Source organism: Agrobacterium sp. AGB01, from assembly GCF_014851585.1.
Taxonomy (GTDB): domain Bacteria; phylum Pseudomonadota; class Alphaproteobacteria; order Rhizobiales; family Rhizobiaceae; genus Agrobacterium.
On record NZ_JACVAB010000002.1, the window covers coordinates 100,102 to 126,469 of the forward strand.

A 26,368-nucleotide genomic window follows, 5' to 3' on the forward strand; every position below is an offset into this window, starting at 1 on the left:
AATGGGCGTCTGGATCGATACCGATATGGGCTTTGACGACATTGCCGCCGTTCTGGTGGTGATGCAGTCTGGTCTTGAAATAGACGGTGTGTCGCTGGTCTTTGGCAATGCGCCACTCAAACAGGCCTGCCAGAATGCAGCAGGTGCGGTTGCGGCGTTTGGCTGGGATTTTCCGATCCATAGTGGCCGCGAATTGCCGGTGCTCGGCCAGCTGGAAACCGCCGAGCGTATTCTCGGTGAAACGGGCATTCCGACGCTTGGCCGGACCCTGCCAGATGTTGGACCGCTGACCATTCCGCGTGGCATGGCTTTTACCGCATTGTGTGACTGGCTGGAAAATGGCGAAGGGGAAAAGCGTATTCTTGCGCTCGGCCCGCTCACCAATATTGCAGCGCTCTGTCTCGCACGGCCCGATCTTGCCGAGCGAATTACCGACCTGACCTGGATGGGTGGCGGCGTTACCGCTGGCAATCACACTGCCTCTGCCGAGTTCAATGCCTTTGCGGATCCTGAAGCCCTGTCGATTGTCATTTCCAGCCGTTTGCCATTCCACATGGTGGATCTTGACCTTTGCCGCCAAGTGACGGCAAGCCCTGAGGATGTTGATCCGGTGCGCAACGCCGGTGGCCGTAACGCCGAGATGATTGCTGATTTCCTGGGTGGTTTCATTCGTATAGCAACCAGCCGTGGTCGCTCCTCGATGGCGCTTTATGATCCGGTTGCTGCCGTGGCATTTTGTTATCCTGAGCTTGTGACATGGCAAAAGGCACGTATTGACGTTGAGCTGCAGGGCACGTTCACGCGGGGACGCACGGTTCTCGAAGCGCGGCCCGGTCGTGCCGTGTTCAACGCCCGCTACGGTGCAGAGGTCAATGCTGAACGTGCCCGTGACATCATTTTGAAAACCCTCGTTGTGGAGGGGGCGCGATGATGTCGGATTATCCCCAGCATGAGCCTGACGATCTGAACGTTGAGGCTCTGCGAAGTCATGCCGTGGCGGCAGCCCGTGGTGACATGCCGTTTGATATTCTTATCAAGGGTGGCACACTCGTTGATATGGTGACGGAAGAGCTTCGGCCTGCCGATATCGGTCTCGTTGGTTCGCTGATTGCCAGTGTGCATGAGGCTGGCAGTCGGTCGGATGCCGAGCGGGTAATCGATGCCAGCGGTGCCTTCATCGCGCCGGGCCTGATCGACACGCATATGCATATCGAAAGCTCCATGGTGACGCCGTCGGTTTATGCCTGTGCCGTTCTTAGTCGAGGCGTGACCAGCATCGTCTGGGACCCGCATGAATTCGGCAATGTGCATGGTGTCGATGGCGTGCGTTGGGCTGTTGAAGCGGTCAAAGGCCTCAATCTCAGAACCATCGTGCTTGCACCATCCTGCGTGCCATCCGCTCCGGGTCTGGAGCAGGCCGGTGCGGATTTCGACGCCAGTGTTCTGTCGGAACTGTTGTTCTGGCCGGAAATCGGTGGCGTTGCGGAAATGATGAACATGCGCGGCGTCATTGATGGCGACCCGCGTATGAGCGCCATCATGCAGGAAGGTCTTGCCAGCGAAAAGCTGATCTGCGGCCATGCGCGCGGTCTTGCCGGTGCCGACCTCAATGCCTTCATGACGGCTGGTGTCACCTCCGATCACGAGCTGACCTCTGCCGATGATCTGATGTCGAAGCTGCGGGCCGGCCTGACGATTGAGCTTCGCGGTTCGCATGATCACCTGCTGCCGGAATTTGTCGAAGCGTTGAACAAGCTGCGCCACCTGCCGCAAACCCTGACACTGTGCACCGACGACGTTTTTCCCGATGATCTGCTCAATGGCGGTGGACTGGATGATGTTGTGCGGCGGCTGGTTCGTTACGGTCTGCCGGCTGTCTGGGCGCTGAAGGCCGCGACATTGAACGCAGCCATGCGGCTAGGTCGCTCTGACCTTGGTCTGGTTGCCGCGGGAAGACGCGCTGATCTGGTGCTGTTTGAGGACCTGCAAAACTTTAGGGCACGCCACGTCTTTGCAAGTGGTGTACCGGTTGCCGAAAATGGTGTGATGTCTTTGGCTCTGTCGGCTGCCGATAGCAAACCGCTGCTTGGCTCCGTGCATGTCGAAGAACTGTCGGCCGATGATTTCCGGGTGAAATCTTCCGGCAACAGAGTTCGTCTTGCGACGATTGACCGGCCGCGCTTTACCCAGTGGGGTGAAACGGAAGCCGAGGTCGTTGATGGTTTTGTCGTGCCGCCGCAGGGAACAACCATGATTTCGGTTGTTCATCGTCATGGCAAGGCGACTGCCGAACCCCGCACCGGTTTCCTTGTCGGGTGGGGAGAATGGGACGGTGCATTTGCCACCACAGTTGCCCATGACAGCCACAACCTCACGGTGTTTGGTGGCAATGTCGAAGACATGGCACTGGCTGCCAATGCGGTCATCAAGGCAGGCGGCGGCATGGCCGTTGCGTCGAAGGGTAACGTGACGGCGCTGCTGCCGTTGCCATTGTCAGGATTGGTGTCTGAGGCGCCACTTGCCGAGGTATCTTCTGCCTTTGAACAGGTTCGCGAAGCTGTGGGCAATGTCGTTGAGTGGCAACCGCCTTATCTAGTGTTCAAGGCCTGCTTTGGTGCAACGCTTGCCTGTAATGTTGGTCCACATCAGACCGATATGGGCATTGCTGATGTCGTCACCGGTAAGGTCATGACAAGCCCTGTTCTGGCCGTTGTCGACTAAGATATCTAACTTGTCACCCCCGTCGCTTAAGGCGGGGGTGGCGTCTGCTGACCGTCAGGTTTTCACTCGGCCAGCAATTCCTGCTCGACCAATGTCGACCAGAAGGCCACGCCCGAGGCGATGGCGTCATCGTTGAAGTCATAGGATGTGTTGTGGTGCAGCGCGCCGTCCACGGCTGGACCATTGCCCAGCCAGACATAACAGCCCGGCACCTTGCCTGAGAAGAACGAGAAATCATCGCCGGCCGTTGACGGTGGGAAGCTGGTTTGTGTTTTTGATCCAAACACAGTTTGCGCTGCCGACAAAGCCCGCTTTGTTGCGTCTGCATCGTTCACGACAGGTGGAATGCGGCGTTCAAATTCATAGGAAACCTCAATGCCGAACATGGCGGCCGTGCCATGTGCCAGGCGGCCGATTTCTTCCTCAAGCTGGTCTCGGACATGCGGTGTGTAGGCGCGGGCCGTGCCGCCGATTTCAACGATGTCCGGAATGACATTCAGGGCCTTTGGATTGCCAGCCTGTACGGAGCATGCGCTGACGACAGCTGGCTGCAAAGGATCAACCACCCGCCCAACAATGCTTTGCAACGAGGCGAGGAAACTGCCAGCCGCTGTAACCGGATCGCGGCCCAGATGCGGTTTTGCACCATGGGTACCAACGCCTTTGAAAATGATGCGCCAGCTGTCGGACGAGGCAAGTTGCGGGCCTTCGACCACAGCCATCTCATCGGTTGCGAGGCCGGGCATATTGTGCAGGCCGTAGACTGCATCGCATGGAAACAGATCAAAGAAACCGTCTTCCAGCATTTTGCGCGCACCGCCACGACCTTCTTCGGCTGGCTGGAAAATGAAATGGACTGTGCCTGAAAAATTGCGGGTTTCGGCGAGATAACGTGCAGCACCCAACAGCATGGCGGTGTGCCCGTCATGGCCGCAGGCATGCATTTTTCCGGCGACGGTCGACTTGTACGGCCGCTCTGCCACTTCCGGCATGGCGAGCGCATCCATGTCGGCACGCAGGCCGATGGTTCTGGTGCCGTTGCCAATCTGCAGCGTGCCGACAACGCCGGTCTTGCCCATGCCGCGATGGATTTTTACGCCTGCTTCTTCCAGCAGTTTTGCAACGATATGGCTGGTGCGCTCTTCTTCAAAACCAAGCTCGGGATGGGCATGCAAGTCCCGGCGCAGTGCAGTCAGAAACGGCACGTCTTTTGATATTCTGTCCTGCATGGGCATTACGGTATTCCTGCTGGTAAATGGAACCGGAAACGAGCGGCGGTTCCTGTCTTTCGAGATGTCCGCTAAGCTTATAGTCCGTAGCGGCTGGACACAAATCAGAATTGGCTCTGCGGCGCTAATTATCCGAAAACTGCGTACACTTTTTGATCTGATGCTTTATAAGCGCGGCAATCAGTGAAATGAACAGCAACCTCTGAATTGACTGACCTTTTCCAGTACTCAGAGCAAGGTACCCGATATGCTCCCTCACGAATTCTGGCAGGAAATCCACGCAGCTGGCAGTTTTGATGTTTCCGGCCCCCATGACGGATTTTATCCGGCAAGTCTTGACGATGGACAGCAGATTCTCCTGCCAATTCGTCCGCTTGCCGATGGCCAGCATGCGCTTGCGTCGCTGATCGTCAATCAGGCCAGTTTTACGGTGCTGGATGCGCTTGCGGAAAACCTTGCAGCGAAGCTTAGAGCCTATGATCCCGATGTGATTGTTGGTTTACCGACACTGGGACTGACCCTTGCCTCGGAAGTTGCCCGCAAGCTCGGCCACACACGGTATGTGCCGCTCGGGACATCGCGCAAGTTCTGGTACCTGGATGAATTGTCGGTGCCGCTTTCCTCCATCACCACACCGGACCAGCAGAAACGTCTCTATATAGACCCGCGCATGTTGCCCCTGATGGAGGGGAAAAGAATAGCGCTCATCGATGACGTGATCTCCAGCGGAACATCGATTATTGCCGGTTTGTCGCTGCTTGCAGCGCGTGGATTGGCTCCTGTGGTGATTGGTGCGGCGATGCTGCAATCCGACCGTTGGCGTGACCGGGTTTCCGCCTCGGATCCGGATTGGCAGGCAAAGGTTTGTGGCGTCTTTCACACGCCTGTTCTTGGCAAAACGCAAGACGGCTGGATGGCGTAATCTGGCCGCTTAGAGGAACTGGTGAAAAAAGCGTCGTGATGAAAAATCCGGCTTGCACTCTTTGAGGATATGTTCTTAGCTTTTAATACGACAGATATTCGAGCCTTTGGAGGTAGCCTCCTGTAAAGGCTGCTCGCGCGGTGACATTCCGGCATCTGCCAGACAAAACGGCCATTATGGCCGCCCGCCCAAATCGTATCGGACATTCCTGCATGCAATTGATTTTTGATGGTCACAATGATGTTTTGCTTCGCTTGTGGCACAACAGCAAAACCGGCGCGGATCCCGTTGCCGAGTTTATGAAAGGCACCAAAGAGGGGCACATGGATGCGCCTCGCTGCAAGGCCGGTGGTGTGGCTGGCGGGCTTTGTGCCATCTATATCCCATCGGGTGATCTGGTTCTGAAAGAGCCGGATGAAAACGGTCACTACGAGACGCCTTTGGCGGCTCCGCTGGAGCGTTCCCCCTCTCTCGATATTGCGCTTGAGAAAGCAGCGATTGCCCTGAAGCTCGACCAGGCCGGTGCCTGGAGACTGTGCCGCAGCACCGCCGACATTCGCAAAGCGATGGCGGATGGCGTGTTTGCTGCCGTCATGCATATGGAAGGCTGCGAGGCGATCGGGGCTGATCTCGATGCGCTGGAGGTGTTTTATGCGGCAGGCCTGCGCTCTCTCGGTCCGGTTTGGAGCCGTCACAACATTTTCGGCCATGGTGTTCCATTCGCCTATCCAATGACGACGGATACCGGACCTGGCTTGACCGATGCCGGTTTTGAACTGGTGCGTGCGTGCAACCGCTTGGGTATTCTGATCGATCTTTCGCACATCACCGAAAAAGGCTTCTGGGATGTGGCAAAGACCAGCGACCAGCCATTGATTGCCAGCCACTCCAATGCGCATGCATTGACGCCGGTCGCCCGCAACCTGACCGACAAGCAGATGGATGCAATCAAGGAAAGCAAGGGACTTGCAGGCCTGAACTATGCCGTGACCATGCTGCGTGCCGATGGTCGCAATGACGGCAACACGCCAATTTCGGACATGATCCGCCATATCGACTACATGGTGGAGCGCATGGGAATTGATTGTGTCGCGCTTGGTTCCGATTTCGATGGTGCAACTATTCCGGCAGAAATTTCCGATGCGAGTGGCAATCATATTCTGGTTGCCGCGCTTCAAAACGCGGGATACGGTGAAGAAGATATAGCTAAAATATGCCGGGAAAACTGGCTGAGGGTTCTGGCTCAAGCGTGGCATGAGCCAGTGAAAGGTTGAGTGCAGTCGCACTCACAGAAAAAGGGGAAACTATGATTAAGTCGTTCAATAAAAACATGCGTATCCTCAGCACCAGTGCTGTGCTCGCCCTGTCGGTTGCATTTGCACCACAGGTGTTTGCTGCAACACCGGCGGACACGCTGGTAGAAGGGTTCGCAATCGACGACATTATTTCGCTCGATCCGGGTGAGGCGTTCGAGCTGTCGGCGGCGGAAGTGACCGGTAACACCTATAGCAAGCTGGTCACGATCAATATTGACGATACGTCCAAGGTGATTGGCGATCTGGCCGACAGCTGGACGATCTCTGACGATGGCATGACCTATACGTTCAAGCTGAAGTCGGGCCTGAAGTTTGCTTCCGGCAACCCGATTACGGCTGCTGACGTTGCGTTCTCGTTTGAGCGTGCAGTCAAGCTTGATAAATCCCCTGCATTCCTGCTGACGCAGTTCGGCCTGACCGGCGACAACGTCACTGAAAAGGCGAAGGCTTCAGACGATGCGACCTTTGTCCTGACCGTCGACAAGGCCTATGCACCGAGCTTCGTTCTCAACGTGCTGACCTCTACTGTTGCGTCCGTTATCGACAAAAAGCTGATCGAGGAAAAGGCAAAGGCCGTTACTCCGACCGACGACTACAAATATGAAACAGATTTCGGCAACGAGTTCCTGAAGACCGGATACGCCGGTTCCGGCCCGTACAAGATCCTTGGCTGGAAGGCCAATGAAGCGGTTATTCTGGAAGCCAACACCAACTATTACGGTGAAGCACCAAAGCTGAAGCGTGTCGTTTACCGTCACATGAAGGAAAGCTCCGGTCAGCGTCTGGCGCTGGAAAACGGTGACATCGACGTTGCCCGTAACCTTGAGCCAGGCGACATGGAAGCCGTTTCCAAGAAGGAAGGCCTCTCGGTTACCTCAGCACCAAAGGGCACCGTCTATTACTTCAGCCTCAACCAGAAAAACGAGAACCTGAAGAAGCCTGAAGTCATCGAGGCCTTCAAATACCTCGTTGATTACGACGCGATTGGCGAAACCCTGATCAAGGGCATCGGCGAAATCCACCAGACATTCCTACCAAAGGGCCAGTTGGGTGCACTCGACGAGAACCCATACAAGCTGGACGTTGCCAAGGCCAAGGAACTGCTGGCAAAGGCCGGTCTCGCTGATGGCTTCACTGTCACCATGGATGTTCGCAACACGCAGCCGGTAACCGGCATTGCCGAAAGCGTACAGCAGACACTTGCGCAGGCTGGCATCAAGCTGGAAATCATTCCAGGTGATGGCAAGCAGACACTGACAAAGTATCGTGCACGTACGCACGACATCTACATCGGCCAGTGGGGCTCGGACTATTTCGACCCGAACTCCAATGCTGAAACATTCACCATTAACTATGACAACTCCGACGAAGGCAAAAACAAGACACTTGCTTGGCGCAACGCCTGGGACGTGCCTGAGCTGACGAAGGAAACACAGTCTGCGCTTCTGGAAAAAGACAATGCCAAGCGTGCGGCGATTTACGAAGACCTTCAGAAGAAGGTTCTTGAAGCCGGCCCGTTTGTCGTGATTTTCCAGCAGACAGAAGTTGCCGGTTACTCCGCCAAACTGAAGGGTTTCAAGCTTGGTCCGAGCTTTGACACCAACTTCGTTTTCCCGATCTCCAAGGATTGATCCGTAAGGGATCACGCTTTTGAGCATCGTGGATACAAAACCAAAGGCAAGGCGCGGCAAAAGCCGCGCCAACGCACGCCTTAAAGCCGTTCTCGGCTTCGCCCTTACCGTCATCACGACCTTCTTGGGTCTGTTGGCCGTAACCTTCTTTATCGGTCGTGTTGTGCCTATCGATCCGGCTTTGGCCATCGTGGGAGACCGTGCACCGGCGCATGTTGTGGAACGGGTGCGTGAGCAACTCGGTCTCAATCTGCCTTTGTGGCATCAATTCATCATTTACATCCGGCAGGCACTGTCGGGTGATTTCGGCATTTCCGTTCTCACGACCAATCCGGTCATGCAGGACATCAAGCGCGTTTTCCCCGCCACCATGGAGCTTGCTACGATTGGTACGCTGATCGGTGCGGTGTTTGGTATTCCGCTTGGTGTATTGGCAGCTGTCAAACGCGGCAGCTTTATCGACCAGATCGTTCGCATCATTGGACTTGTTGGTTATTCTGTGCCGATCTTCTGGCTCGGACTTCTAGCTCTTCTGGTATTTTATGCGCAGCTGAACTGGGTGGCCTATCCCGGGCGTATTGATATCGTTTACGAATTTACGTTCACGCCCATTACCGGCTTTTATCTGTTCGATGCCGCATGGCAGGGGCAATGGGATGTTTTGTGGGACTTGTTCCGTCACATCATTCTGCCGTCCGGTCTGCTTGGCTATTTCTCTCTTGCCTATATCAGCCGCATGACGCGCAGCTTCATGCTAAATGAACTGGCACAGGAATATGTCGTGGCAGCTCGCGCCAAAGGTCTTTCCGAGGCCCGCATCATCTGGTTCCACGCATTGCGCAATGCTGCCGTGCCGCTGATGACGGTGATTGCACTGTCCTATGCCGGATTGCTTGAAGGCTCGGTCCTGACGGAAACAATCTTCGCATGGCCCGGTCTTGGGCTGTATATTACCAATTCGCTTCAGAATGCGGACATGAATGCCGTGCTGGGTGGTACCATCGTTGTGGGTGCCGTCTTCGTCGGCATCAACCTTTTGTCCGACCTGCTGTACCGCACACTCGATCCGAGGACGCGCAGCCGATGAATAGACTGACTACATCACTTAAACCCTATAGTCGTGAATGGCTGCTGTCGGACCGTCCAACCTCGCGCAAGCAGGCACGGCTTGGTCGTGCCTATATTATCTGGCGGCGGTTTTCTGAAAACCGACTGGCGCTTGCTGGTCTCGGTATTATTCTGGCTCTTATTCTGGTGGCCATTTTTGCCGATGTGCTGGCGCCGCACTCACCGGTACAGGGCGATTTGCGCAATGCGCGCCTTATGCCACCGGGCACGGCAGGGTACTGGCTTGGCACTGATGATCAGGGACGCGATATCCTTTCGCGTCTTATCCACGGTTCGCGGCTGACGCTGTTTGTCGTTGGACTGGTGGCGATCATTGCAGCACCTGTCGGACTGATCATCGGTACGGTTTCCGGTTATGCTGGTGGCTGGGTCGATGCGGTTCTGATGCGCATTACCGATATCTTTCTGGCATTTCCAAAGCTGGTTCTGGCGCTTGCGCTGGTCGCGGCTCTCGGACCGGGTATTGAAAATGCGGTTCTGGCGATTGCGCTGACCTCATGGCCTCCTTACGCGCGTATTGCCCGTGCAGAGACCATGACCTTCCGCAATTCGGACTTCATTGCCGCTGTGCAGTTGATGGGTGCTTCACCACTTCGCATCGTGCTGAAACACGTCATGCCGCTGTGCATGTCGTCGCTGATCGTGCGTGTGACGCTGGATATGGCCGGCATCATCCTAACGGCTGCCGGTCTCGGTTTTCTGGGCCTTGGCGCACAGCCGCCGCTGCCTGAATGGGGTGCGATGATCGCGTCCGGGCGTCGTTTCATTCTCGACCAGTGGTGGGTTGCCGCCATGCCGGGTATCGCCATTCTCATCGTCAGCCTTGGGTTCAACCTGCTGGGTGATGGTTTGCGTGATGCGCTTGACCCGAAGGAGGCTGGACAATGACGCCGCTTCTGACGGTAGAAAACCTGCGCGTGACCTTTCCGACACGAACGGGTGAGGTGCAAGCGGTGCGTGGCGTATCGTTTACGCTTGGCAAGGAACGTCTAGGCATCGTGGGCGAATCCGGCTCCGGCAAATCGCAGACGGGCAGGGCCATTATGGGCCTGACGCCGGGACACGCGAAAATCGAGGCAGACCGTCTCGAATTTGCGGGCGAGGATTTGCTTGGTATGTCCGCGAGCCGGCGGCGGGCGCTGCGTGGCAAGCGTGTTGCCATGATCTTGCAGGACCCGAAATATTCGCTCAATCCTGTCATGACGATTGGTCGCCAGATTGTCGAAACGCTGAAAACGCATGAGCGCATAGGTTCTTCCGAGGCACGCAAACGGGCCTTGGACATGCTGGAAGCGGTACAGATCCGTGACCCGGAACGTGTGTTCAATCTTTATCCGCATGAAGTCTCAGGCGGCATGGGCCAGCGCGTCATGATTGCCATGATGCTGGTCTGCGGGCCAGAACTTCTGATTGCCGATGAACCGACGTCTGCACTCGATGTGACGGTGCAGCTGGAAGTGCTTGGCATTCTCGACAAGCTTGTGACCGAGCGTGGCATGGGGCTGATTTTTGTGTCCCATGATTTGCGACTGGTGTCGTCCTTCTGTGACCGGGTTATCGTGATGTATGCAGGGCGGGTGGTTGAAGAATTGCCTTCCGCAGACCTTGCCTCGGCCAAACATCCCTACACGCAGGGGCTTTTGAAATGTCTTCCGCAGATCGGTGATGATCGTCATCCGCTGCCGGTTCTGGAACGCAAACCGGAGTGGGCGCTATGACGGCTGTACTTTCTGTTCGTGACATGGTGGTCGCCTATGATGATTTCGTGGCGCTCGATCAGGTCAGTGTTGATGTGGCGCAAGGTGAATCCTTTGGCATCGTGGGTGAATCCGGTTCGGGTAAATCCACGCTGTTGCGTGCGATTGCCGGGCTTGCCTCCTTTGAAGAGGGCAGCCTTTCGGTTGCCGGACGCTCCTACAAGGGCAAAAAGCGCGACAAGAGCTTTTACCGCGACGTGCAGATGGTGTTTCAGGATCCCTATGGTTCCCTTCATCCGCGCCAGACGGTTGATGCCCTGCTGTTGGAGCCGCTTGTCATTCACGGCATGGATAATCGCGAGCACCGTATATCGCGTGCGCTGGATGAGGTTGGTCTCGGTGCAGGTTTCCGCTTCCGTTATTCGCATCAGCTTTCAGGTGGCCAGCGTCAACGTATTGCCATTGCCCGCGCGTTGATCGTGGAGCCTAAAATCCTGCTGCTGGATGAGCCGACGTCTGCTCTCGATGCTTCCATTCAGGCTGAAATCCTCAATCTCCTGGAAACGGCACGCAAGAAGCGCAAACTGACCTTCGTCATGGTTAGTCACGACCTTGGCGTCATCAGCCATATGTGTGAACGCCTGGCGGTGATGAAAAGCGGCAAGGTTGTGGAGATGCTGGCTGCAAAGGCACTGGAAACCCGCGAGTTTTCTGCCGATTACACACACAAGCTGCTGGTGGCGAGCGAAGGTTTCCGCCGCAACTGAGCAAGACGTGTGTCTCGCGACCCATCTCATTCCTGTGCGTGTCAGGAATGAGATGTTTTCGTGTGACATTATCTCCCCTATGCTCCGCCTGTTTTAGAAGGATTTCTGCCGGATGAACCTGCGTGCATTGCTGTATTTCGACGAACTGGTGCGCACCAACTCAATGCGTGCGGCAGCGGAAAACCTCAACGTTGCGCCAACAGCCATCAGCCGCCAGATTGAAAATCTCGAGGAGTATTTCGGAACACAACTCGTGGAACGATCCAGCCGGGGCGTGACGCTAACGGCTGCTGGTGAATTTCTGGCCGCACGGGCAGGCAAGACCCTGCGTGAACTCGATCAGGTCCATCAGCTGATAGATGACCTGAAGGGGCTAGAGCGTGGACAGGTAACAATCTATGCCAATGGCGCGGCGGTTTCGAGCCTGCTTGCACCGGTTCTTTCTCAGTTTAGCCGGACCTATCCCAAACTGCGTTTCGAAGTGCGGATTACCAGTGCCCGTCAAGCCATCGATGCGCTTGTCTCCGCGCAGGCCGATATCGCCATCACGCTGTTTGCGCCAAAGACCTCCGAGGTCAAAATCCGCGCTCGTCGCGAAATCGCCTATGATGTCATTCTCCCGGCTCGCCATGCTCTTGCCGGTAAAGATGGCATATCACTCGCAGACCTTGCGGCCCTGCCATTGGCGCTTCCGGAAAAGAATTTTGCGGCACGACAAGCCTTTGATGCCCTGTTTGGCGAAGCGGGGATTTCTTGTGAACCGGTGGTTACGGCAAGCTCACTCGAAATTCTGAAAGAGCTCGTCCTGGACGAAACCGCCGTAACGGTGTTGCCTGCCATGGCGGTCAAACGCGAAATCAATGCCGGACTGATGGTCGCGATCCCTCTGTGTGGCACCAAGGGCGTTCGCACCCATGTCGAGCTTTGTGTTGCGCCCGACCGGGAGCTGTCCTTTGCCGCTTCAACGCTTGCCGATTTCATCGAGCACTTCATGCAGCAATCTATTTCAGAGTAGGTGGTTGATTTTTACCCCTGACTTCGTGTAGCGATTTCGGCAACGCGATGAACACAAAATGTTTGCGCGATTTTGCGAATATGCGGCAGTGTATTTCTTTGCTGTTGCCGCTTAACGGGGGATAATGATGCGCAGATATTTTTCGCAGCCGGTACAGCTGACGCGGCGCGTGGCGCTTGGCATTGCGTTCAGTGGTGCTCTGGCACTGTCCTTTGTTCCTGCATCCGTATTGGCTGCACCCAAGACCACGCTTGTTCTTGGCATGGGCATAGAGCCAGCAGGGCTTGATCCGACCATTGCCGCACCTGTCGCTATCGGTCAGGTGACATGGCAGAATATTTTTGAAGGTCTGGTCCGCATCGACCATGACGGCAAGATTCAACCACAGCTGGCTGAAAGCTGGACGATATCTGACGATGGCAAGACCTACACATTCACGCTGCACAGTGGTGTCAGCTTTCATGATGGCGAAGCGTTCGATTCGTCCGTTGCCAAGTTTGCACTGGACCGGGCGCGTGGCGATGCATCGGTTAACCCGCAAAAACGGTTCTTTACCTCGATTGATACGATCGACACGCCTGATGCCACCACTCTCGTCATCAAACTGAAGCAACCTGCCGGCAGTCTGCTGTACTGGCTGGGTTGGCCTGCATCGGTGATTGTTGCTCCGAAATCTGCCGAGAACAACAAGACCACGCCTGTTGGTACCGGACCATTCAAATTTGTGAACTGGGCCAAGGGCGACAAGGTCGAATTGGCTCGTTACGATGCCTATTGGGACAGCTCCGCATCGATCCAGCTTGAAAAGGCGACGTTCCGTTTCATCACCGACCCGCAGGCGCAGGCTGCGGCTGTGAAAGCCGGCGATGTTGATGCATTTCCGGAATTTGGTGCACCGGAACTGATGCATTCCTTTGATGGCGACAAGCGTCTGGTGACCGTCATTGGCAATACCGAATTGAAGGTTGTTGCGGGAATGAACAATACCCGCAAGCCGTTTGACGACAAGCGGGTTCGTCAGGCCCTGATGATGGCCGTGGATCGTTCGGCCGTAATAGAAGGTGCATGGTCTGGTTATGGTACGGCGATTGGCAGCCACTACACGCCCAATGACCGCGCCTATGTCGATATGACCGGCACATACCCGTACGACCCTGAAAAGGCGAAGGCACTGCTGGCTGAGGCCGGGCACGCCAATGGCCTGACCTTTACGATCAAGGCGCCTCAAATGGCGTATTCCCAACGCACATCGCAAGTCCTTCAGGCGATGTTTGCGGAAATTGGCGTAACGATGAATATCGAAACGACGGAATTTCCGGCCAAGTGGGTTTCCGATGTACTGAAGGGTGCAGACTACGACATGACCGTTGTCGCGCATGCCGAGCCGATGGACATCGATATCTACTCACGGGAGCCCTACTACTTCAATTATCGCAATCCGGCCTTCAATGAGATCATCCGCAATGTCGAGATGACACCTGATATTGCCCAGCAGGATGCGCTCTACGAAGACGCACAGGAAATTCTGGCAAAGGATGTGCCGGCGCTGTTCCTGTTCGTGATGCCAAAACTGGGCGTCTGGGACGGGAAGCTGAAGGGATTATGGGAAAACGAACCTATTCCGTCGAACGTCCTGAGCGACGTTCATTGGGAAGAGTAATCCTTGGGTTTACAGGTTGAGAGACGTGGTATGACCGCCGTGTTGTGGAAGGTATTATGCTGAAACTCGTCGGTCGTCGCCTACTCAATCTGATGCTGACCCTAGCTGTCGTTTCAGTGCTGATCTTTTTTGTGATGGGGCTGCTGCCGGGTGATCCGGCGGCCATCATGCTTGGCACCTCGGCCAGTCCGGAGACACTAGCGGCCCTTCAACAACAACTGGGCTTGGACCAGCCTTTGCCACTGCGCTACCTGCATTGGCTCGCCGGTGTTTTGCAGGGCGATCTCGGGCAGTCCATCACCTATGGCGTGCCGGTGACGGGTCTTGTTCTGGAACGGCTGAAGGTTACAGTGCCACTGGCGTTGATGGCCATTGTGCTGTCCATTGCCATTGCCTTGCCACTCGGTGTGCATGCGGCCAGAAACCGCAACAGGGCGTTTGATGTGGTGGCTGGCATGTTCTCTTATGTCAGCATAGCAGTGCCCGGTTTCTGGGTTGGGCTGTTGCTGATCATTCTGTTTTCGACATTGCTGGGCTGGATGCCAGCTGGTGGTTTTCCCGGCTGGCAGGCTGGCATTGCTGCCAGTTTGCAGGCACTTGTCATGCCAGCGGTGGCACTGGCGCTTTCACAGGCCGGTGTGCTGACAAGGGTCAGCCGGTCGGCCGTGCTGGAAGTGCTGAATGAGGATTATGTCCGCACCGCGCGCGCCAAGGGCTTAAGCGAAGCTGCCACCGTCTGGCGCCATGCCGTGCCCAACGCGCTGGTTCCTGTGGTGACGATGATCGGATTGCAGTTCACATTCCTGATTGCTGGAACTGTGCTGGTCGAGAATGTTTTCAACCTGCCGGGGTTGGGCAGGCTTGCCTATCAGGCCCTGTCACAGCGCGATATCATTGTCATGCAAAGCGTGATCATGTTTTTCTGCGCTCTGGTTATCATCATGAATTTCCTTGTCGATCTGGCTTATCTCTTCATCGACCCTCGCTTGAGAGCGCAAGTGTCATGACGGTATCCGCCATACGTCGCCCGATCTTCATGACCGGTTTTGTCATAACCACGCTGTTGCTGGCCATTGCCGTGTTGTCGCTGTATTGGACGCCGTATTCGCCCACAAAAATGCAGATCGCCAACAAGCTTAAGGCACCGCTGGAGCAGGGGTTACTTGGCACGGATCATTTCGGGCGTGACGTTCTGTCGATGCTGATGGTGGGTGCATGGAACTCAATTTCAATCTCGCTGATTGCCGTGACGCTCGGTGCCAGTGTTGGCAGCCTGATCGGTGTTGTGGTGGCCGCCAAACGCGGGGTGACGGAAAACATTGTCATGCGCCTGTGTGATATCATCTTTGCTTTACCGCCCATTCTTTCGGCGATGATGCTTGGCGCGTTTCTCGGTGCCGGGCGTTTTACGGCCATCGTCGCGATTGCCGTGTTTATGGTGCCGGTGTTTGCGCGATTGACGCTGGGCTCCGCGCTTCAAATCTGGACGCGTGATTATGTTACCGCAGCCATTGCCATGGGGCGCAGTCGTTTGCAGATCACGCGGGCGCATATTCTGCCGAATATTGCCCATATCATTACTGTGCAGATTACAATCCAACTTGGTCTTGCCATTCTCACCGAAACGGGACTGAGTTTCCTTGGTCTTGGCATGCCACCACCCACCCCAACCTGGGGGCGTATGCTGTCGGAAGCACAAACTTATCTGGGTGTGGCGCCATGGCTTGCCATCATGCCGGGTATTGCCATTGCGCTTGCCGTGCTTGGTTTCAATATGTTGGGAGATGGTTTGCGAGACTTGTTGGATCCTCGCTCGCGCTCAACCTGAAATCGGCACCCCTGGTATTATGGAAACATTTATCTATTTGTTTTTACTGTTATTTTCTATTGATGCCTGATGTTCGGCGTGGTCATCTTTGCCACTGTTAATTTGCCTGCAAATGCGTGGTGCAACGTGATTTTCAGGCGTATCCTAGCAGGCACTGTTTGACAGCGGCCCGCAAATAATGGCAGCAAAACAGGCGGGATTCTTGAGAAAGGCGCTGTTGAATGGCAAAGCGGTCCGAGACTGGCAGTCGTCTGGATGATGCAGCACGTGCTGGCTGGCTCTATTATGTTGCTGGACGTACGCAGGATGAAATAGCTGCAGCCATGAGCATTTCCCGCCAGACCGCGCAGCGTCTCGTGTCGCTGGCGGTGGCTGAGCGTCTCATTAAAGTACGGCTGGATCATCCCATCGCTGCATGCCTTGAAAAGGCAGAAGCCCTGCGTCAGAAATTCGACCTTCGATATATCGAGGTGGTACCGAGCGACCCCGAGGGGATTTCGACCACGGTCGGCATTGGCGAGGCCGCAGCGGCAGAGATCGAGCGATGGTTAAAACGGCCAGACCCTATCGTGCTTGCGGTGGGTACCGGCCGCACACTGAAAGCGGCAGTGGACCAATTGCCGCCGATGGAGTGCCCGCAGCACCGGATCGTTTCTTTGACCGGCAATATCGGACCAGATGGCTCTGCAGCCTATTACAACGTCATCTTCAGCATGGCCGATGCCATCAAGGCGCGGCATTTCCCGATGCCTTTGCCTGTGTTGTGTTCATCTGCGGAAGAGCGGGAACTGCTGCATGATCAACCGCTTGTGCGCTCAACACTGGCTTTGGGCACGGCCGCTGACGTGACGTTTGTCGGTGTTGGTGAAATGGGTGAGAACGCGCCTCTGTGTCTCGATGGTTTCCTTGGTGTCGACGAGATGAAGGCGCTGGTTGCTCAGGGTGCAGCCGGGGAAATCTGCGGCTGGATGTATGATGAGAATGGCCATATCCTCGACAACATCGTCAACCAGCGGGTGGCGAGTGTGCCGCTTCCGTCTCGCGACAGTTCTGTCGTCATTGGCATCGCGCAGGGGCAACGTAAATTACTGCCCATGCTGGCTGCTTTGCGGGGACGTTTGCTCAATGGTTTGATTACCGACGAACGTGCCGCCGAATATTTGCTCTCTCACTGAGCAAAAAATAATCATTCCTTTTCATATCGTTAATTGCCGGTCGCATCAATGTGACAGGTCGGGGCTTGACTTTATCTTGCCTTAAGTGAGTAATTGCCCTGGAGCAAAGCGAATGCTCAATTTTCTTCTGGGAGGAAGATATGACATTGAAAACAATTTTGCTGGGCGCATGCTCAGCGCTCGCCTTTGCGGGCATGGCTTCGGCTGAAACCCTCACCATCGCAACCGTCAACAATGGCGACATGATCCGTATGCAGGGTCTGACGGAAGACTTCACCTCCAAGAACCCAGACATCAAGTTGGAATGGGTTACACTGGAAGAGAACGTTCTGCGTGAACGCGTCACCACGGATATTGCCACCAAGGGCGGTCAGTATGACGTGCTGACAATCGGTAACTACGAAGTTCCAATCTGGGCCAAGCAGGGCTGGCTGCTGCCTCTTGAGAAGCTCGGCGATAACTACGACGTTGATGACCTTCTGCCTGCTATCCGCGGTGGTCTGTCCGTTGAGGGCAAACTTTACGCGGCGCCGTTCTATGGCGAATCCGCGATGATCATGTACCGCAAGGACCTGTTCGAAAAAGCTGGTCTGAAGATGCCGGAAAACCCAACATGGGAATTCATTGGCGATGCTGCACGCAAGATTACCGATCGTTCTGCAGACATCAACGGCATGTGCCTGCGTGGCAAGGCCGGTTGGGGTGAGAACATGGCGTTCGTCACCGCTCTTGCCAACTCCTACGGCGGTCGCTGGTTCGATGAAAACTGGAAGCCGCAGTTCGATCAGCCTGAGTGGAAAAATGCCCTTCAGTTCTACGTGGACCTGATGAAGGATGCCGGCCCGTCCGGTGCTTCCTCCAACGGCTTCAACGAAAACCTGACATTGTTCCAGCAGGGCAAATGCGGCATGTGGATTGATGCCACGGTTGCTGCATCCTTCGTGTCTAACCCGAAGGATTCCACCGTTGCTGACAAGGTCGGCTATGCGCTGTTCCCAACACAGGGTGAATTGAAGAACCACGGCAACTGGTTGTGGTCCTGGAACCTTGCCATTCCTGCCAGCTCGCAGAAGTCGGAAGCTGCTGAAAAATTCATTTCGTGGGCAACAAGCAAGGATTACACCGCGCTTGTAGCCTCCAAGGAAGGCTGGTCAAACGTTCCTCCGGGTACACGCACCTCGCTCTATAAGAACGAAGAATACAAGAAGGCGGCTCCATTTGCCGAGCCGACCCTTGCAGCGATGGATGCGGCTGACATAACCAAACCAACGGTGAAGCCAGTGCCGTACACAGGTGGCCAGTTCGTGGCTATTCCTGAGTTCCAGGCACTCGGTACAACGGTTGGCCAGCTTTTCTCTGCTGTGGTTGCCGGTCAGTCCAGCGTTGATGACGCCCTTGCTGGCGCGCAGTCCACCGCCACGCGTGAAATGACCCGCTCCGGTTACATCAAGTAATCCTCCTGAAGACCACTGTCCGGCACCTGGTGCCGGGCAGTGGGCATGCACTGACTGCTTGAGTTGGTCGGGCATGGGCCTGCGTTGACACCCATTCAAAACAAGAAAATGCCAGACGTTGTTTGCTGATCAAACAAGGAACGTCATTGGGAGGGAGCCGCATCGATGGCTACGCAAAATACAAAAAATCTGGCGCGCGTGATGATGGCGCCCTCCGTTTTGCTGCTGCTGGTCTGGATGATCGTGCCGCTGGCAATGACGCTCTGGTTCTCTTTCCAGAACTATAATCTGCTGAACCCGGCCAATGTCAGTTTCGCAGGTCTGTTCAATTACAAGTTTTTCTATACCGATCCGGCCTTTTTCCAGTCGATCTGGAACACGCTGGTGATTGTTGGCGGCGTGCTGCTGATCACCGTCATTGGTGGCATCGCCATTGCACTGTTGCTCGACCAGCCGATTTTCGGTCAGGGCATCGTGCGTATCATGATTATCTCGCCGTTTTTCGTCATGCCGCCGGTTGCTGCGCTGATCTGGAAAAACATGATCATGCATCCCGGATACGGGGTGCTGGCGGACTTGAACAGGTTATTCGGGTTTCAACCGATCGACTGGTTTTCACAGTTTCCATTGTTATCAATTGTTATCATCGTCGCGTGGCAGTGGTTGCCTTTTGCAACGCTCATTCTGTTGACGGCCATGCAATCGCTTGACGGCGAACAGAAGGAAGCGGCCGAAATGGACGGCGCAAACTTCATCAACCGGTTCATTTATCTGGTGCTGCCGCATCTGGCGCGCGCAATTACAGTCGTCATCCTTATCCAGACGATCTTTCTGCTTGGCGTCTATGCGGAAATCCTTGTCACGACCAATGGCGGTCCGGGCTACGCTTCGACCAATCTCGCCTTCCTCATCTACCGCACTGCTTTGCTGGGCTACGATGTAGGCGGAGCTTCCGCTGGCGGTATCATCGCCGTTGTACTGGCCAATGTGGTTGCCATCTTCCTGATGCGCGCCGTTGGCAAGAACCTGGACCGATAGGAGGCTTTGTCATGGCTCGCCAAATTACCAAAGGAAGAAAAATCGGTCTGACAATTGCTGCCTGGGCTGTTGCGCTGATTATCTTTTTCCCCATTCTCTACGCATTCATCACCAGCATAAAGACCGAGCCGGAAGCGATTGCCGGGTTCAGCCTCTGGCCATCGGGAACGTTTGAAAACTATGTCACCGTCAACACGCAGCGGGACTATTTCAAGCCGTTCATGAACTCGGTCATCCTGTCGGTTGGCTCAACCATCCTGGCGCTGATCGTTGCCATTCCGGCGGCTTGGGCGATGGCATTTTCGCCGACCAAGCGCACCAAGGATATTCTGATGTGGATGCTTTCCACGAAGATGATGCCTGCTGTCGCTGTGCTGGTGCCGATCTATCTGATGTTCCGTGATGCCGGTTTGCTGGATTCCCGCATCGGTTTGACCGTCATGCTGATGCTCATCAACCTGCCGATCGTGGTGTGGATGCTTTACACCTACTTCCGTGAAATTCCGGGTGAAATTCTCGAGGCGGCCAGAATGGATGGCGCGTCACTCTGGAATGAAATCGTGCATGTGCTGACACCGATGGCGGTGCCGGGTATCGCGTCTACGCTTCTCCTGAATGTCATTCTGGCATGGAACGAGTCCTTCTGGACCATCCGTCTGACGACCACGAATGCAGCTCCGTTGACGGCGTTCATCGCGTCTTTCTCCAGCCCTCAGGGTCTATTCTGGGCAAAGCTTTCGGCAGCATCCATGATGGCGATTGCACCAATCCTCGTTCTTGGCTGGTTTTCCCAGAAGCAACTCGTTCGCGGCCTCACCTTCGGCGCGGTCAAATAAGGATAAAAACAATGGGCAGCATTTCTCTCAGAAAAGTCTCGAAAGCCTTTGGTGAGGCCAAGGTTATTCCTTCCATCGATCTCGATGTCAACGATGGTGAGTTCGTGGTGTTCGTCGGACCGTCCGGCTGTGGCAAGTCCACCCTGTTGCGCCTGATTGCCGGACTGGAAGATGTGACCGGTGGTCAGATCATTATTGATGGCAAAGACGTGACGGAAACGGCACCGGCCGAGCGCGGTCTTGCCATGGTGTTCCAGTCCTATGCGCTTTATCCGCATATGAGTGTGCGCAACAATATCGGCTTTCCGTTGAAGATGGCCAAGATGGACAAGGCGGCCATCGACAAGAAGGTCACCGATGCGGCCGGTATCCTCAATCTGACCGACTATCTGGAGCGTCGGCCTTCACAGCTTTCCGGCGGCCAGCGCCAGCGTGTGGCGATTGGTCGTGCGATTGTGCGAGAGCCATCGGCGTTCCTGTTTGACGAACCTCTTTCCAACCTGGACGCGGCGTTGCGCGGCACCATGCGTCTGGAAATTTCGCAGCTGCATAACACGCTGAAAACAACGATGATTTACGTCACGCACGATCAGGTGGAAGCCATGACCATGGCTGACAAGATCGTGGTGCTTAACCGCGGTAACATCGAGCAGGTTGGTTCTCCGATGGAGCTTTACCGCTCTCCTGCCAACCTGTTCGTGGCAGGTTTTATCGGTTCCCCACGCATGAACCTTTTCAAGGGTGCTTACGCCCAATCGAAGAATGCGGCGACTGTCGGCGTGCGGCCTGAGCACATTTCATTGTCGCATGAAAGCGGCGTCTGGAAGGGCAAGGTCGTGGTGGCGGAACATCTGGGCTCAGACACGTTCCTGCACCTTGATGTTGAAGGCATTGGCAGCATCACGGCACGTGCTGGCGGCGAATTCCAATGCAAACACGGCGACACGGTTTTCCTGACGCCGGATGAAGGCAAACTGCATCGTTTCGACGAGCGGGGTATCGCCATTGCCTGAGCTTGGCTCAGGCACTTGGCATCACGAATAATGTTTCCTATCGAGGATAGTACCATGACCTGCAAACTCTCTCTGGCAACACTCGATCAGGTAAAAGCGACTGCCTCTGTTCCTGCCTATTCCCGTGCGCAACTCTCTGCTGGTATTGTGCATTTCGGGGTTGGCAATTTTCACCGCGCTCATCAGGCCGTCTATCTGGATGACCTGTTCAATGAAGGTCATGATCATGACTGGGCGATCATTGGTGCAGGCGTATTACCATCTGACACCGCGATGCGCGAAAAACTTGCGGCGCAGGATTTCCTGACGACGGTTGTTGAACAGGATAACAACCGTACGGCTGCCCGGGTGACGGGGCCGATGATCGATATCTTGAAAGTCGGCGATATCAATACGACCGTTGAAACATTGGCAGATCCCAAGATCCGTATCGTCTCGATGACGATTACCGAGGGTGGCTATTTCATCGATGCGTCCGGTTCGTTTAATCCGGCACATCCTGCCATTGTCGAAGATGGTCGTAATCCGGCTGCACCCAAGACGGTGTTCGGTTTTATCGTGGCCGGTTTGAAGGCGCGCCAGGAGCGCGGCATTCAGCCGTTTACCGTGATGTCCTGCGATAACATTCCGCATAATGGCAAAGTGACCCAGAATGCGGTGGTTGGTCTTGCGAAGCTGTCCGATCCGGCTTTTGCCGACTGGATCAGGGCCAATGTTTCCTTCCCCAACTCGATGGTGGACCGCATCACGCCGGCGACCGGTGAACGCGAAATCAACATTGCCCGCGATGACTTTGCCATTGAAGATAACTGGCCGGTGTTTTGCGAAGAGTTCAAACAGTGGGTGATGGAAGACAATTTCCCGGCAGGTCGTCCGAAGCTTGAAAAGGCCGGTGTGCAGTTCGTGCCCGAAGTCGCACCTTACGAGCATATGAAAATCCGCATTCTCAATGGCGGTCATGCCGCCATTGCCTATCCTGCCGCTTTGCTGGACATCCACTTTGTGCATGAGGCGATGGAACATCCGCTGATCCGGGCTTTCCTTGCCAAGCTGGAAAAAGACGAAATCATTCCGGTTATCCCGCCGGTGCCGGATACTGACCTCAACGCCTATTTCGATCTGATCGAGCGACGTTTCGCCAACCCGAAAATTGGCGACACCATTCCACGTCTGGCGCAGGATGGCTCCAACCGTCAGCCAAAATTCATTCTGCCATCGACGGCTGACCGTCTGGCGCGCGGTGAGGATATTGTTGGTCTGTCGCTGGTTTCGGCGCTCTGGTGCCGGTATTTCCACGGCACGTCCGATAGCGGCCAGAAGATCGTATTTAACGATGCCAGCGCCGAGCGCCTGCAAGCTGCAGCCATCAAGGCCAAGGACGATCCGTCGGCATTCCTGGTGTTCGACGACATTTTTGGCGAGGTCGCCAAGTCAGAACTTTTCCGCAAACGCTTCGCGCATGCCTTGCGGACGCTGTGGAGCCAAGGTACGGCAAAGACACTTGAACTTTATCTGCAAAACAAGCTCACCAGCTGACAAAGAGATGCGCCATGCATAACGAAAACACTCCTCTGCTGATTTTCGATTGCGATGGTGTTCTTGTTGATAGTGAGCCGCTGTCGATTGCCGTTCTGATCGAGATGCTGTCCCATCTGGGCGTGCATATTTCAGAAGAGGATGCGTATGATCGTTTCCTGGGGCGCAGCGTCGCGAGCATGATTTCAACCCTGTGGAATGATTACGGGGTTGAAACCGATATCGACTTTCTCGACCATATGCGCAGCCTTCTCTATGAACGCTTTCGCACGGATCTCAAACCTGTCACCGGTGTTGCGCAGGCACTGGATAATCTCGAGTGCCGCCGTTGTGTTGCGTCATCCAGCCAGCCAGAGCGCATTCGTTTTTCCCTTGGCCTGACTGGTCTGCTGGACAAGCTGGAGCCGCATATTTTCAGCGCGACCATGGTCAAGAATGGTAAGCCGGCACCTGACCTGTTTCTGTTTGCCGCTGAAAACATGCAGACCAGCCCATCGGACTGCATTGTTGTGGAAGACAGCCCTGCCGGTATCATCGCTGCAAAGGCTGCTGGCATGACTGTTCTTGCATTTACCGGGGCAAGCCACGCCCGCTTTCCAGCCTTTCGTCAAAAAATTGAAATCCTGCAACCGCACGGCATGTTTGACGACATGGACGATTTGGTCCACCTTGTCAGTCAATTTACAAAAAACGGTCATGCAACCAACGAAAGACCGATGCGTTCTTGAAGCCTGATTCAGGGTCCGGTTTTTGAATGATGCCAAGGGGTGGGAATTATCCGTATGCGTGAGTTTCTCGTGGCGGTCGATGTGGGCACCGGCAGCGCGCGTGTCGGCGTGTTCACAGTGAAGGGCGCCTTGCTTTCGCGTGTCGCACATCCAATTTCCATGAGCAGGCCACAGGAAAACCATGCGGAACACCAGTCGGAAGAAATCTGGCAAGTGGTTTGCCGCTGTGTGCGTGAAGCCCTTGATATTGCGAAGGTAACCGCGGGCCAAGTTGCTGCCATCGGGTTCGATGCGACCTGTTCGCTGGTTGTGCGTGGTAAAAAAGGTGAGCCGGTTACTGTGTCGGTCACGGGTGAAGACCGTTTTGACACGATTGTCTGGCTTGATCACCGTGCTCTGGCCCAAAGTGACTTTTTGTCCGCTTCCGGCCATCCGGTTTTGGAATTTTCCGGCCAGTCAATTTCACCGGAAATGCAAATCCCCAAGCTGATGTGGCTGAAGCAACAAATGCCGGAAACCTGGCAGCGTTCGGGTTACTTTTTTGATCTGGCAGACTTTCTGACCTGGAAAGCCTCGGGTTCGGCCAACCGGTCACTGTGCACGCTCACGGCCAAGTGGAATTTTCTGGCGCATGATGGTGGCTGGTCCGAAGATTATCTGGCAATGGCCGGTCTTGAGGATTTGCTGTCGCGCGGCGGTTTGCCGTCATCGGCCATTGGGCCGGGGGCAAGCGTCGGATTTGTCTCCGCCGAAGCCGCACAGCAGCTTGGGCTTGATACCGGCTGCAAGGTTGCTGCAGGCATGATTGATGCCTATGCGGGCGCGCTTGGCGCTTTGGGCGGTTGCCTGAAAGATGATATCGAGCAGCATGCCGCGCTGATTGCCGGCACATCCAGTTGCCTCGTTGCCTTAACGGAAAAACCCAAACCGGGCCACAGCCTGTGGGGACCGTATTGGGATTGTGTGCTGCCCGGCCATTGGCTGGTCGAGGGTGGGCAATCGGTCAGTGGCGGCCTGCTCGACTACATCGTGCAGATGCATGCAGCTGGTGGTAAACCTGAGACCAGTTTGCACCAGCGTATAGAGCAACGCGTGCAGCAATTGCGGGTGATGGAGGGGGCGGAGTTTGGTAGTCGGCTGCATGTGCTGCCTGACTTCCATGGTAATCGATCCCCCTTGGCTGATCCCCATGCGTTGGGCGTTGTCAGCGGCCTGACGCTGGACATGTCCTTTGACGGGCTCTGCCGTCTATATTGGCGCACAGCCGTGTCCATCGCGCTTGGCACGCGGCATATTCTCGAAGCTATGGAAGACACCGGCTACCACATCGATACGCTGCATGTGACGGGTGGTCATGTGCACAGCAGGTTGCTGATGGAGCTGTATGCCGATGTGACCGGTCGAAATATCTTGATGTCAAAAACGGTTGATGCCGTGCTGCTCGGCACGGCAATGACGGCGGCCTCAGCCGCTGGCGTGCATGCCGATCTTTTTGCTGCCGGTAAGGCAATGCATTCGGCCGGAGAGATGTTACGGCCCAATCCGGATCTCACCGGTGGTTATGACCGTGATTATCGCCGGTTTATGGCCATGCAGAGACATCGTGAGGAACTCGAAAGCCTTTGACACTTTGTGTTCTGCGATGCCAGCGGTTTTACCGTTTCAGAACGCTAGGACCCGGTTCAATTCCATCAGCCGCTGGCTGCGATCCTCGTTTTCGCTCTGCAGCTGTTTTGTGACGGCACAAGCCAAAAACTCGATCATCGACAGCAGCTGAATGGCACTGCCATGATCGGTCATCGGCACCAGCGGGATCATCAGGCAGATACTGGCACTGCCCGGACCCCATTCGTAATAACGGCCGGTAATCAATACGACGGTGTAACCGGCTTTGACTGCCTCATGTCCGAGACGTTGGACATGCGCCGGGTTGCCGCCGCAATCCACGATAATCAGTGTGGTGTTTTCGGGTCTGCCGTCAAAAAGTGCGACATAACCCGCGCCTTTTTCTCTCAGGTGATGCACATTGCCACGCTGTTCCAGCAATTTTGAATGCAGGTAATCGGAAATGCAAAACGCGTCGCAGCAGGAGACGATGAACACATCTTCGCTGGAAGCAATGGCATCAAGCGTCTGTTGCCAGACAGGCTGGCGACAGAGGTCGTAGACGTTTTGAATGGACTGAACCTGCTGCAGCAAAAGCGCCGAAAGAGCGTTTTCCGGCGTGTCCGGTTGTTTCGGTGCCACGATGTCTGTCTGCGGCAGCTGCAACGAAGCGGGATCGCGCAAATGCTGGCGAATGTCGCTGAACTGCTGATAACCGAGCGAACGGATAAAGCGACCGACAGTCATCGGGCTGAGGTTAAGGCGCTGGGCTAAGGTCGCAGCCGTTTCGAATGGCAATTCCGCGAGATGTTCCAAAAGGTATTTTGCAATTCTACGCTCGGAAGGCGTTCCGAATTTCAAAAGCCGGGTCAGTTTCAGGAGTAGATTTTCCAACGCCGTTTGCCTGTTGATCGCGACCCCTATAGGAGCGTGCCGCATGAGTTGGCAAACTATTTCCCCCATAAGCTGTCATGGGACAAACATTAAATTAGAAAGTGCTTTTTTTCAAGCCAAATCTTGGGTGTTGCATTTACATTTTATTAATGCTTGCCCGGGTCTCCATTGCGAT

At 55.3% G+C, this 26,368-nt stretch carries 23 protein-coding genes; 21 read left to right on the top strand and 2 right to left on the bottom strand.

The genetic code is table 11. The features are described from left to right. Nucleotide 1 precedes the first annotated feature (1 nt). Both IB237_RS07275 and IB237_RS07280 read left to right on the top strand, forming a co-directional pair. On the top strand, nucleotides 2–931 hold the full coding sequence (locus IB237_RS07275; protein WP_192487992.1) for a nucleoside hydrolase: 930 nt from the start codon (nucleotides 2–4) through the stop codon (nucleotides 929–931). Beyond that, the gene (locus IB237_RS07280; protein ID WP_371815262.1) at nucleotides 928–2,721 is read left to right on the top strand and encodes an adenine deaminase; all 1,794 of its coding nucleotides are present in this window, start codon (nucleotides 928–930) and stop codon (nucleotides 2,719–2,721) included. Before IB237_RS07275 ends, IB237_RS07280 begins: the two co-directional genes overlap by 4 nt. Before the next feature lie 62 nt (nucleotides 2,722–2,783). On the opposite strand, the gene IB237_RS07285 is transcribed toward IB237_RS07280, so the two are convergent. Beyond that, the gene (locus IB237_RS07285; protein WP_192487993.1) at nucleotides 2,784–3,956 is read right to left on the bottom strand and encodes a M20 aminoacylase family protein; all 1,173 of its coding nucleotides are present in this window, start codon (nucleotides 3,954–3,956) and stop codon (nucleotides 2,784–2,786) included. A 241-nt stretch (nucleotides 3,957–4,197) separates the two neighbouring features. Between IB237_RS07285 and IB237_RS07290 the strand changes: the two genes are divergently transcribed. The 19 genes from IB237_RS07290 to IB237_RS07380 all read left to right on the top strand — a co-directional run bounded on the left by IB237_RS07290 (nucleotide 4,198) and on the right by IB237_RS07380 (nucleotide 25,320). After that, nucleotides 4,198–4,872 carry a phosphoribosyltransferase gene (locus IB237_RS07290; RefSeq protein WP_192487994.1) on the top strand — a complete coding sequence of 225 codons (675 nt, stop codon included), beginning with the start codon at nucleotides 4,198–4,200 and terminating at the stop codon, nucleotides 4,870–4,872. A 212-nt stretch (nucleotides 4,873–5,084) separates the two neighbouring features. Then, complete coding sequence (locus IB237_RS07295; RefSeq protein ID WP_192487995.1) at nucleotides 5,085–6,146, top strand: dipeptidase; 1,062 nt, start codon at nucleotides 5,085–5,087, stop codon at nucleotides 6,144–6,146. Between the two features lie 32 nt (nucleotides 6,147–6,178). Then, nucleotides 6,179–7,819, top strand: coding sequence for an ABC transporter substrate-binding protein (locus IB237_RS07300; protein WP_192487996.1), 1,641 nt, complete (start codon nucleotides 6,179–6,181; stop codon nucleotides 7,817–7,819). A 19-nt stretch (nucleotides 7,820–7,838) separates the two neighbouring features. Then, on the top strand, nucleotides 7,839–8,906 hold the full coding sequence (locus IB237_RS07305; RefSeq protein WP_192487997.1) for an ABC transporter permease: 1,068 nt from the start codon (nucleotides 7,839–7,841) through the stop codon (nucleotides 8,904–8,906). Next, complete coding sequence (locus IB237_RS07310) at nucleotides 8,903–9,835, top strand: ABC transporter permease (RefSeq protein WP_192487998.1); 933 nt, start codon at nucleotides 8,903–8,905, stop codon at nucleotides 9,833–9,835. The genes IB237_RS07305 and IB237_RS07310 overlap by 4 nt, the downstream gene beginning before the upstream one ends. Continuing rightward, nucleotides 9,832–10,665 carry an ABC transporter ATP-binding protein gene (locus IB237_RS07315; protein WP_192487999.1) on the top strand — a complete coding sequence of 278 codons (834 nt, stop codon included), beginning with the start codon at nucleotides 9,832–9,834 and terminating at the stop codon, nucleotides 10,663–10,665. Before IB237_RS07310 ends, IB237_RS07315 begins: the two co-directional genes overlap by 4 nt. Then, nucleotides 10,662–11,411, top strand: coding sequence for an ABC transporter ATP-binding protein (locus tag IB237_RS07320; protein ID WP_192488000.1), 750 nt, complete (start codon nucleotides 10,662–10,664; stop codon nucleotides 11,409–11,411). The genes IB237_RS07315 and IB237_RS07320 overlap by 4 nt, the downstream gene beginning before the upstream one ends. A gap of 112 nt (nucleotides 11,412–11,523) precedes the next feature. Then, nucleotides 11,524–12,426 carry a LysR family transcriptional regulator gene (locus tag IB237_RS07325; RefSeq protein WP_192488001.1) on the top strand — a complete coding sequence of 301 codons (903 nt, stop codon included), beginning with the start codon at nucleotides 11,524–11,526 and terminating at the stop codon, nucleotides 12,424–12,426. A 124-nt stretch (nucleotides 12,427–12,550) separates the two neighbouring features. Continuing rightward, nucleotides 12,551–14,086, top strand: a complete 1,536-nt coding sequence (locus IB237_RS07330; RefSeq protein WP_192488002.1) for an ABC transporter substrate-binding protein — start codon at nucleotides 12,551–12,553, stop codon at nucleotides 14,084–14,086. 56 nt (nucleotides 14,087–14,142) lie between these two features. Beyond that, nucleotides 14,143–15,093 carry an ABC transporter permease gene (locus IB237_RS07335; RefSeq protein ID WP_192488003.1) on the top strand — a complete coding sequence of 317 codons (951 nt, stop codon included), beginning with the start codon at nucleotides 14,143–14,145 and terminating at the stop codon, nucleotides 15,091–15,093. Then, complete coding sequence (locus IB237_RS07340; RefSeq protein WP_192488004.1) at nucleotides 15,090–15,914, top strand: ABC transporter permease; 825 nt, start codon at nucleotides 15,090–15,092, stop codon at nucleotides 15,912–15,914. Before IB237_RS07335 ends, IB237_RS07340 begins: the two co-directional genes overlap by 4 nt. A gap of 221 nt (nucleotides 15,915–16,135) precedes the next feature. Next, nucleotides 16,136–17,089 (top strand): sugar-binding transcriptional regulator, encoded by a 954-nt coding sequence (locus IB237_RS07345; protein WP_192488005.1) that lies wholly within the window; start codon nucleotides 16,136–16,138, stop codon nucleotides 17,087–17,089. Between the two features lie 140 nt (nucleotides 17,090–17,229). Further along, nucleotides 17,230–18,543: a sugar ABC transporter substrate-binding protein gene (locus IB237_RS07350; protein WP_192488006.1), complete on the top strand. Its 1,314-nt coding sequence runs from the start codon at nucleotides 17,230–17,232 to the stop codon at nucleotides 18,541–18,543. 165 nt (nucleotides 18,544–18,708) lie between these two features. Next, on the top strand, nucleotides 18,709–19,581 hold the full coding sequence (locus IB237_RS07355) for a carbohydrate ABC transporter permease (RefSeq protein WP_192488007.1): 873 nt from the start codon (nucleotides 18,709–18,711) through the stop codon (nucleotides 19,579–19,581). A gap of 11 nt (nucleotides 19,582–19,592) precedes the next feature. After that, nucleotides 19,593–20,417: a carbohydrate ABC transporter permease gene (locus IB237_RS07360; protein ID WP_192488008.1), complete on the top strand. Its 825-nt coding sequence runs from the start codon at nucleotides 19,593–19,595 to the stop codon at nucleotides 20,415–20,417. 11 nt (nucleotides 20,418–20,428) lie between these two features. After that, the gene (locus IB237_RS07365; RefSeq protein ID WP_192488009.1) at nucleotides 20,429–21,430 is read left to right on the top strand and encodes an ABC transporter ATP-binding protein; all 1,002 of its coding nucleotides are present in this window, start codon (nucleotides 20,429–20,431) and stop codon (nucleotides 21,428–21,430) included. 54 nt (nucleotides 21,431–21,484) lie between these two features. Then, nucleotides 21,485–22,966: a mannitol dehydrogenase family protein gene (locus tag IB237_RS07370; RefSeq protein WP_192488010.1), complete on the top strand. Its 1,482-nt coding sequence runs from the start codon at nucleotides 21,485–21,487 to the stop codon at nucleotides 22,964–22,966. A 14-nt stretch (nucleotides 22,967–22,980) separates the two neighbouring features. After that, complete coding sequence (locus IB237_RS07375; RefSeq protein ID WP_192488011.1) at nucleotides 22,981–23,694, top strand: HAD family hydrolase; 714 nt, start codon at nucleotides 22,981–22,983, stop codon at nucleotides 23,692–23,694. A 54-nt stretch (nucleotides 23,695–23,748) separates the two neighbouring features. After that, nucleotides 23,749–25,320, top strand: a complete 1,572-nt coding sequence (locus tag IB237_RS07380) for an FGGY-family carbohydrate kinase (protein ID WP_192488012.1) — start codon at nucleotides 23,749–23,751, stop codon at nucleotides 25,318–25,320. A gap of 36 nt (nucleotides 25,321–25,356) precedes the next feature. Here IB237_RS07380 and IB237_RS07385 read toward each other — a convergent pair whose 3' ends face one another. Then, a complete protein-coding gene (locus IB237_RS07385; RefSeq protein ID WP_192488013.1) occupies nucleotides 25,357–26,193 on the bottom strand; it encodes a MurR/RpiR family transcriptional regulator in 837 nt (278 codons plus the stop codon). Between the last annotated feature and the right edge of the window lie 175 nt (nucleotides 26,194–26,368).

Coding starts and splice junctions, on each gene's coding strand:
- IB237_RS07275 (WP_192487992.1), top strand. CDS start 2: ATGGGCGTCTGGATCGATACCGATATGGGCTTTGACGACATTGCCGCC.
- IB237_RS07280 (WP_371815262.1), top strand. CDS start 928: ATGATGTCGGATTATCCCCAGCATGAGCCTGACGATCTGAACGTTGAG.
- IB237_RS07285 (WP_192487993.1), bottom strand. CDS start 3,956: ATGCCCATGCAGGACAGAATATCAAAAGACGTGCCGTTTCTGACTGCA.
- IB237_RS07290 (WP_192487994.1), top strand. CDS start 4,198: ATGCTCCCTCACGAATTCTGGCAGGAAATCCACGCAGCTGGCAGTTTT.
- IB237_RS07295 (WP_192487995.1), top strand. CDS start 5,085: ATGCAATTGATTTTTGATGGTCACAATGATGTTTTGCTTCGCTTGTGG.
- IB237_RS07300 (WP_192487996.1), top strand. CDS start 6,179: ATGATTAAGTCGTTCAATAAAAACATGCGTATCCTCAGCACCAGTGCT.
- IB237_RS07310 (WP_192487998.1), top strand. CDS start 8,903: ATGAATAGACTGACTACATCACTTAAACCCTATAGTCGTGAATGGCTG.
- IB237_RS07315 (WP_192487999.1), top strand. CDS start 9,832: ATGACGCCGCTTCTGACGGTAGAAAACCTGCGCGTGACCTTTCCGACA.
- IB237_RS07320 (WP_192488000.1), top strand. CDS start 10,662: ATGACGGCTGTACTTTCTGTTCGTGACATGGTGGTCGCCTATGATGAT.
- IB237_RS07325 (WP_192488001.1), top strand. CDS start 11,524: ATGAACCTGCGTGCATTGCTGTATTTCGACGAACTGGTGCGCACCAAC.
- IB237_RS07330 (WP_192488002.1), top strand. CDS start 12,551: ATGATGCGCAGATATTTTTCGCAGCCGGTACAGCTGACGCGGCGCGTG.
- IB237_RS07335 (WP_192488003.1), top strand. CDS start 14,143: ATGCTGAAACTCGTCGGTCGTCGCCTACTCAATCTGATGCTGACCCTA.
- IB237_RS07340 (WP_192488004.1), top strand. CDS start 15,090: ATGACGGTATCCGCCATACGTCGCCCGATCTTCATGACCGGTTTTGTC.
- IB237_RS07345 (WP_192488005.1), top strand. CDS start 16,136: ATGGCAAAGCGGTCCGAGACTGGCAGTCGTCTGGATGATGCAGCACGT.
- IB237_RS07350 (WP_192488006.1), top strand. CDS start 17,230: ATGACATTGAAAACAATTTTGCTGGGCGCATGCTCAGCGCTCGCCTTT.
- IB237_RS07355 (WP_192488007.1), top strand. CDS start 18,709: ATGGCTACGCAAAATACAAAAAATCTGGCGCGCGTGATGATGGCGCCC.
- IB237_RS07360 (WP_192488008.1), top strand. CDS start 19,593: ATGGCTCGCCAAATTACCAAAGGAAGAAAAATCGGTCTGACAATTGCT.
- IB237_RS07365 (WP_192488009.1), top strand. CDS start 20,429: ATGGGCAGCATTTCTCTCAGAAAAGTCTCGAAAGCCTTTGGTGAGGCC.
- IB237_RS07370 (WP_192488010.1), top strand. CDS start 21,485: ATGACCTGCAAACTCTCTCTGGCAACACTCGATCAGGTAAAAGCGACT.
- IB237_RS07375 (WP_192488011.1), top strand. CDS start 22,981: ATGCATAACGAAAACACTCCTCTGCTGATTTTCGATTGCGATGGTGTT.
- IB237_RS07380 (WP_192488012.1), top strand. CDS start 23,749: ATGCGTGAGTTTCTCGTGGCGGTCGATGTGGGCACCGGCAGCGCGCGT.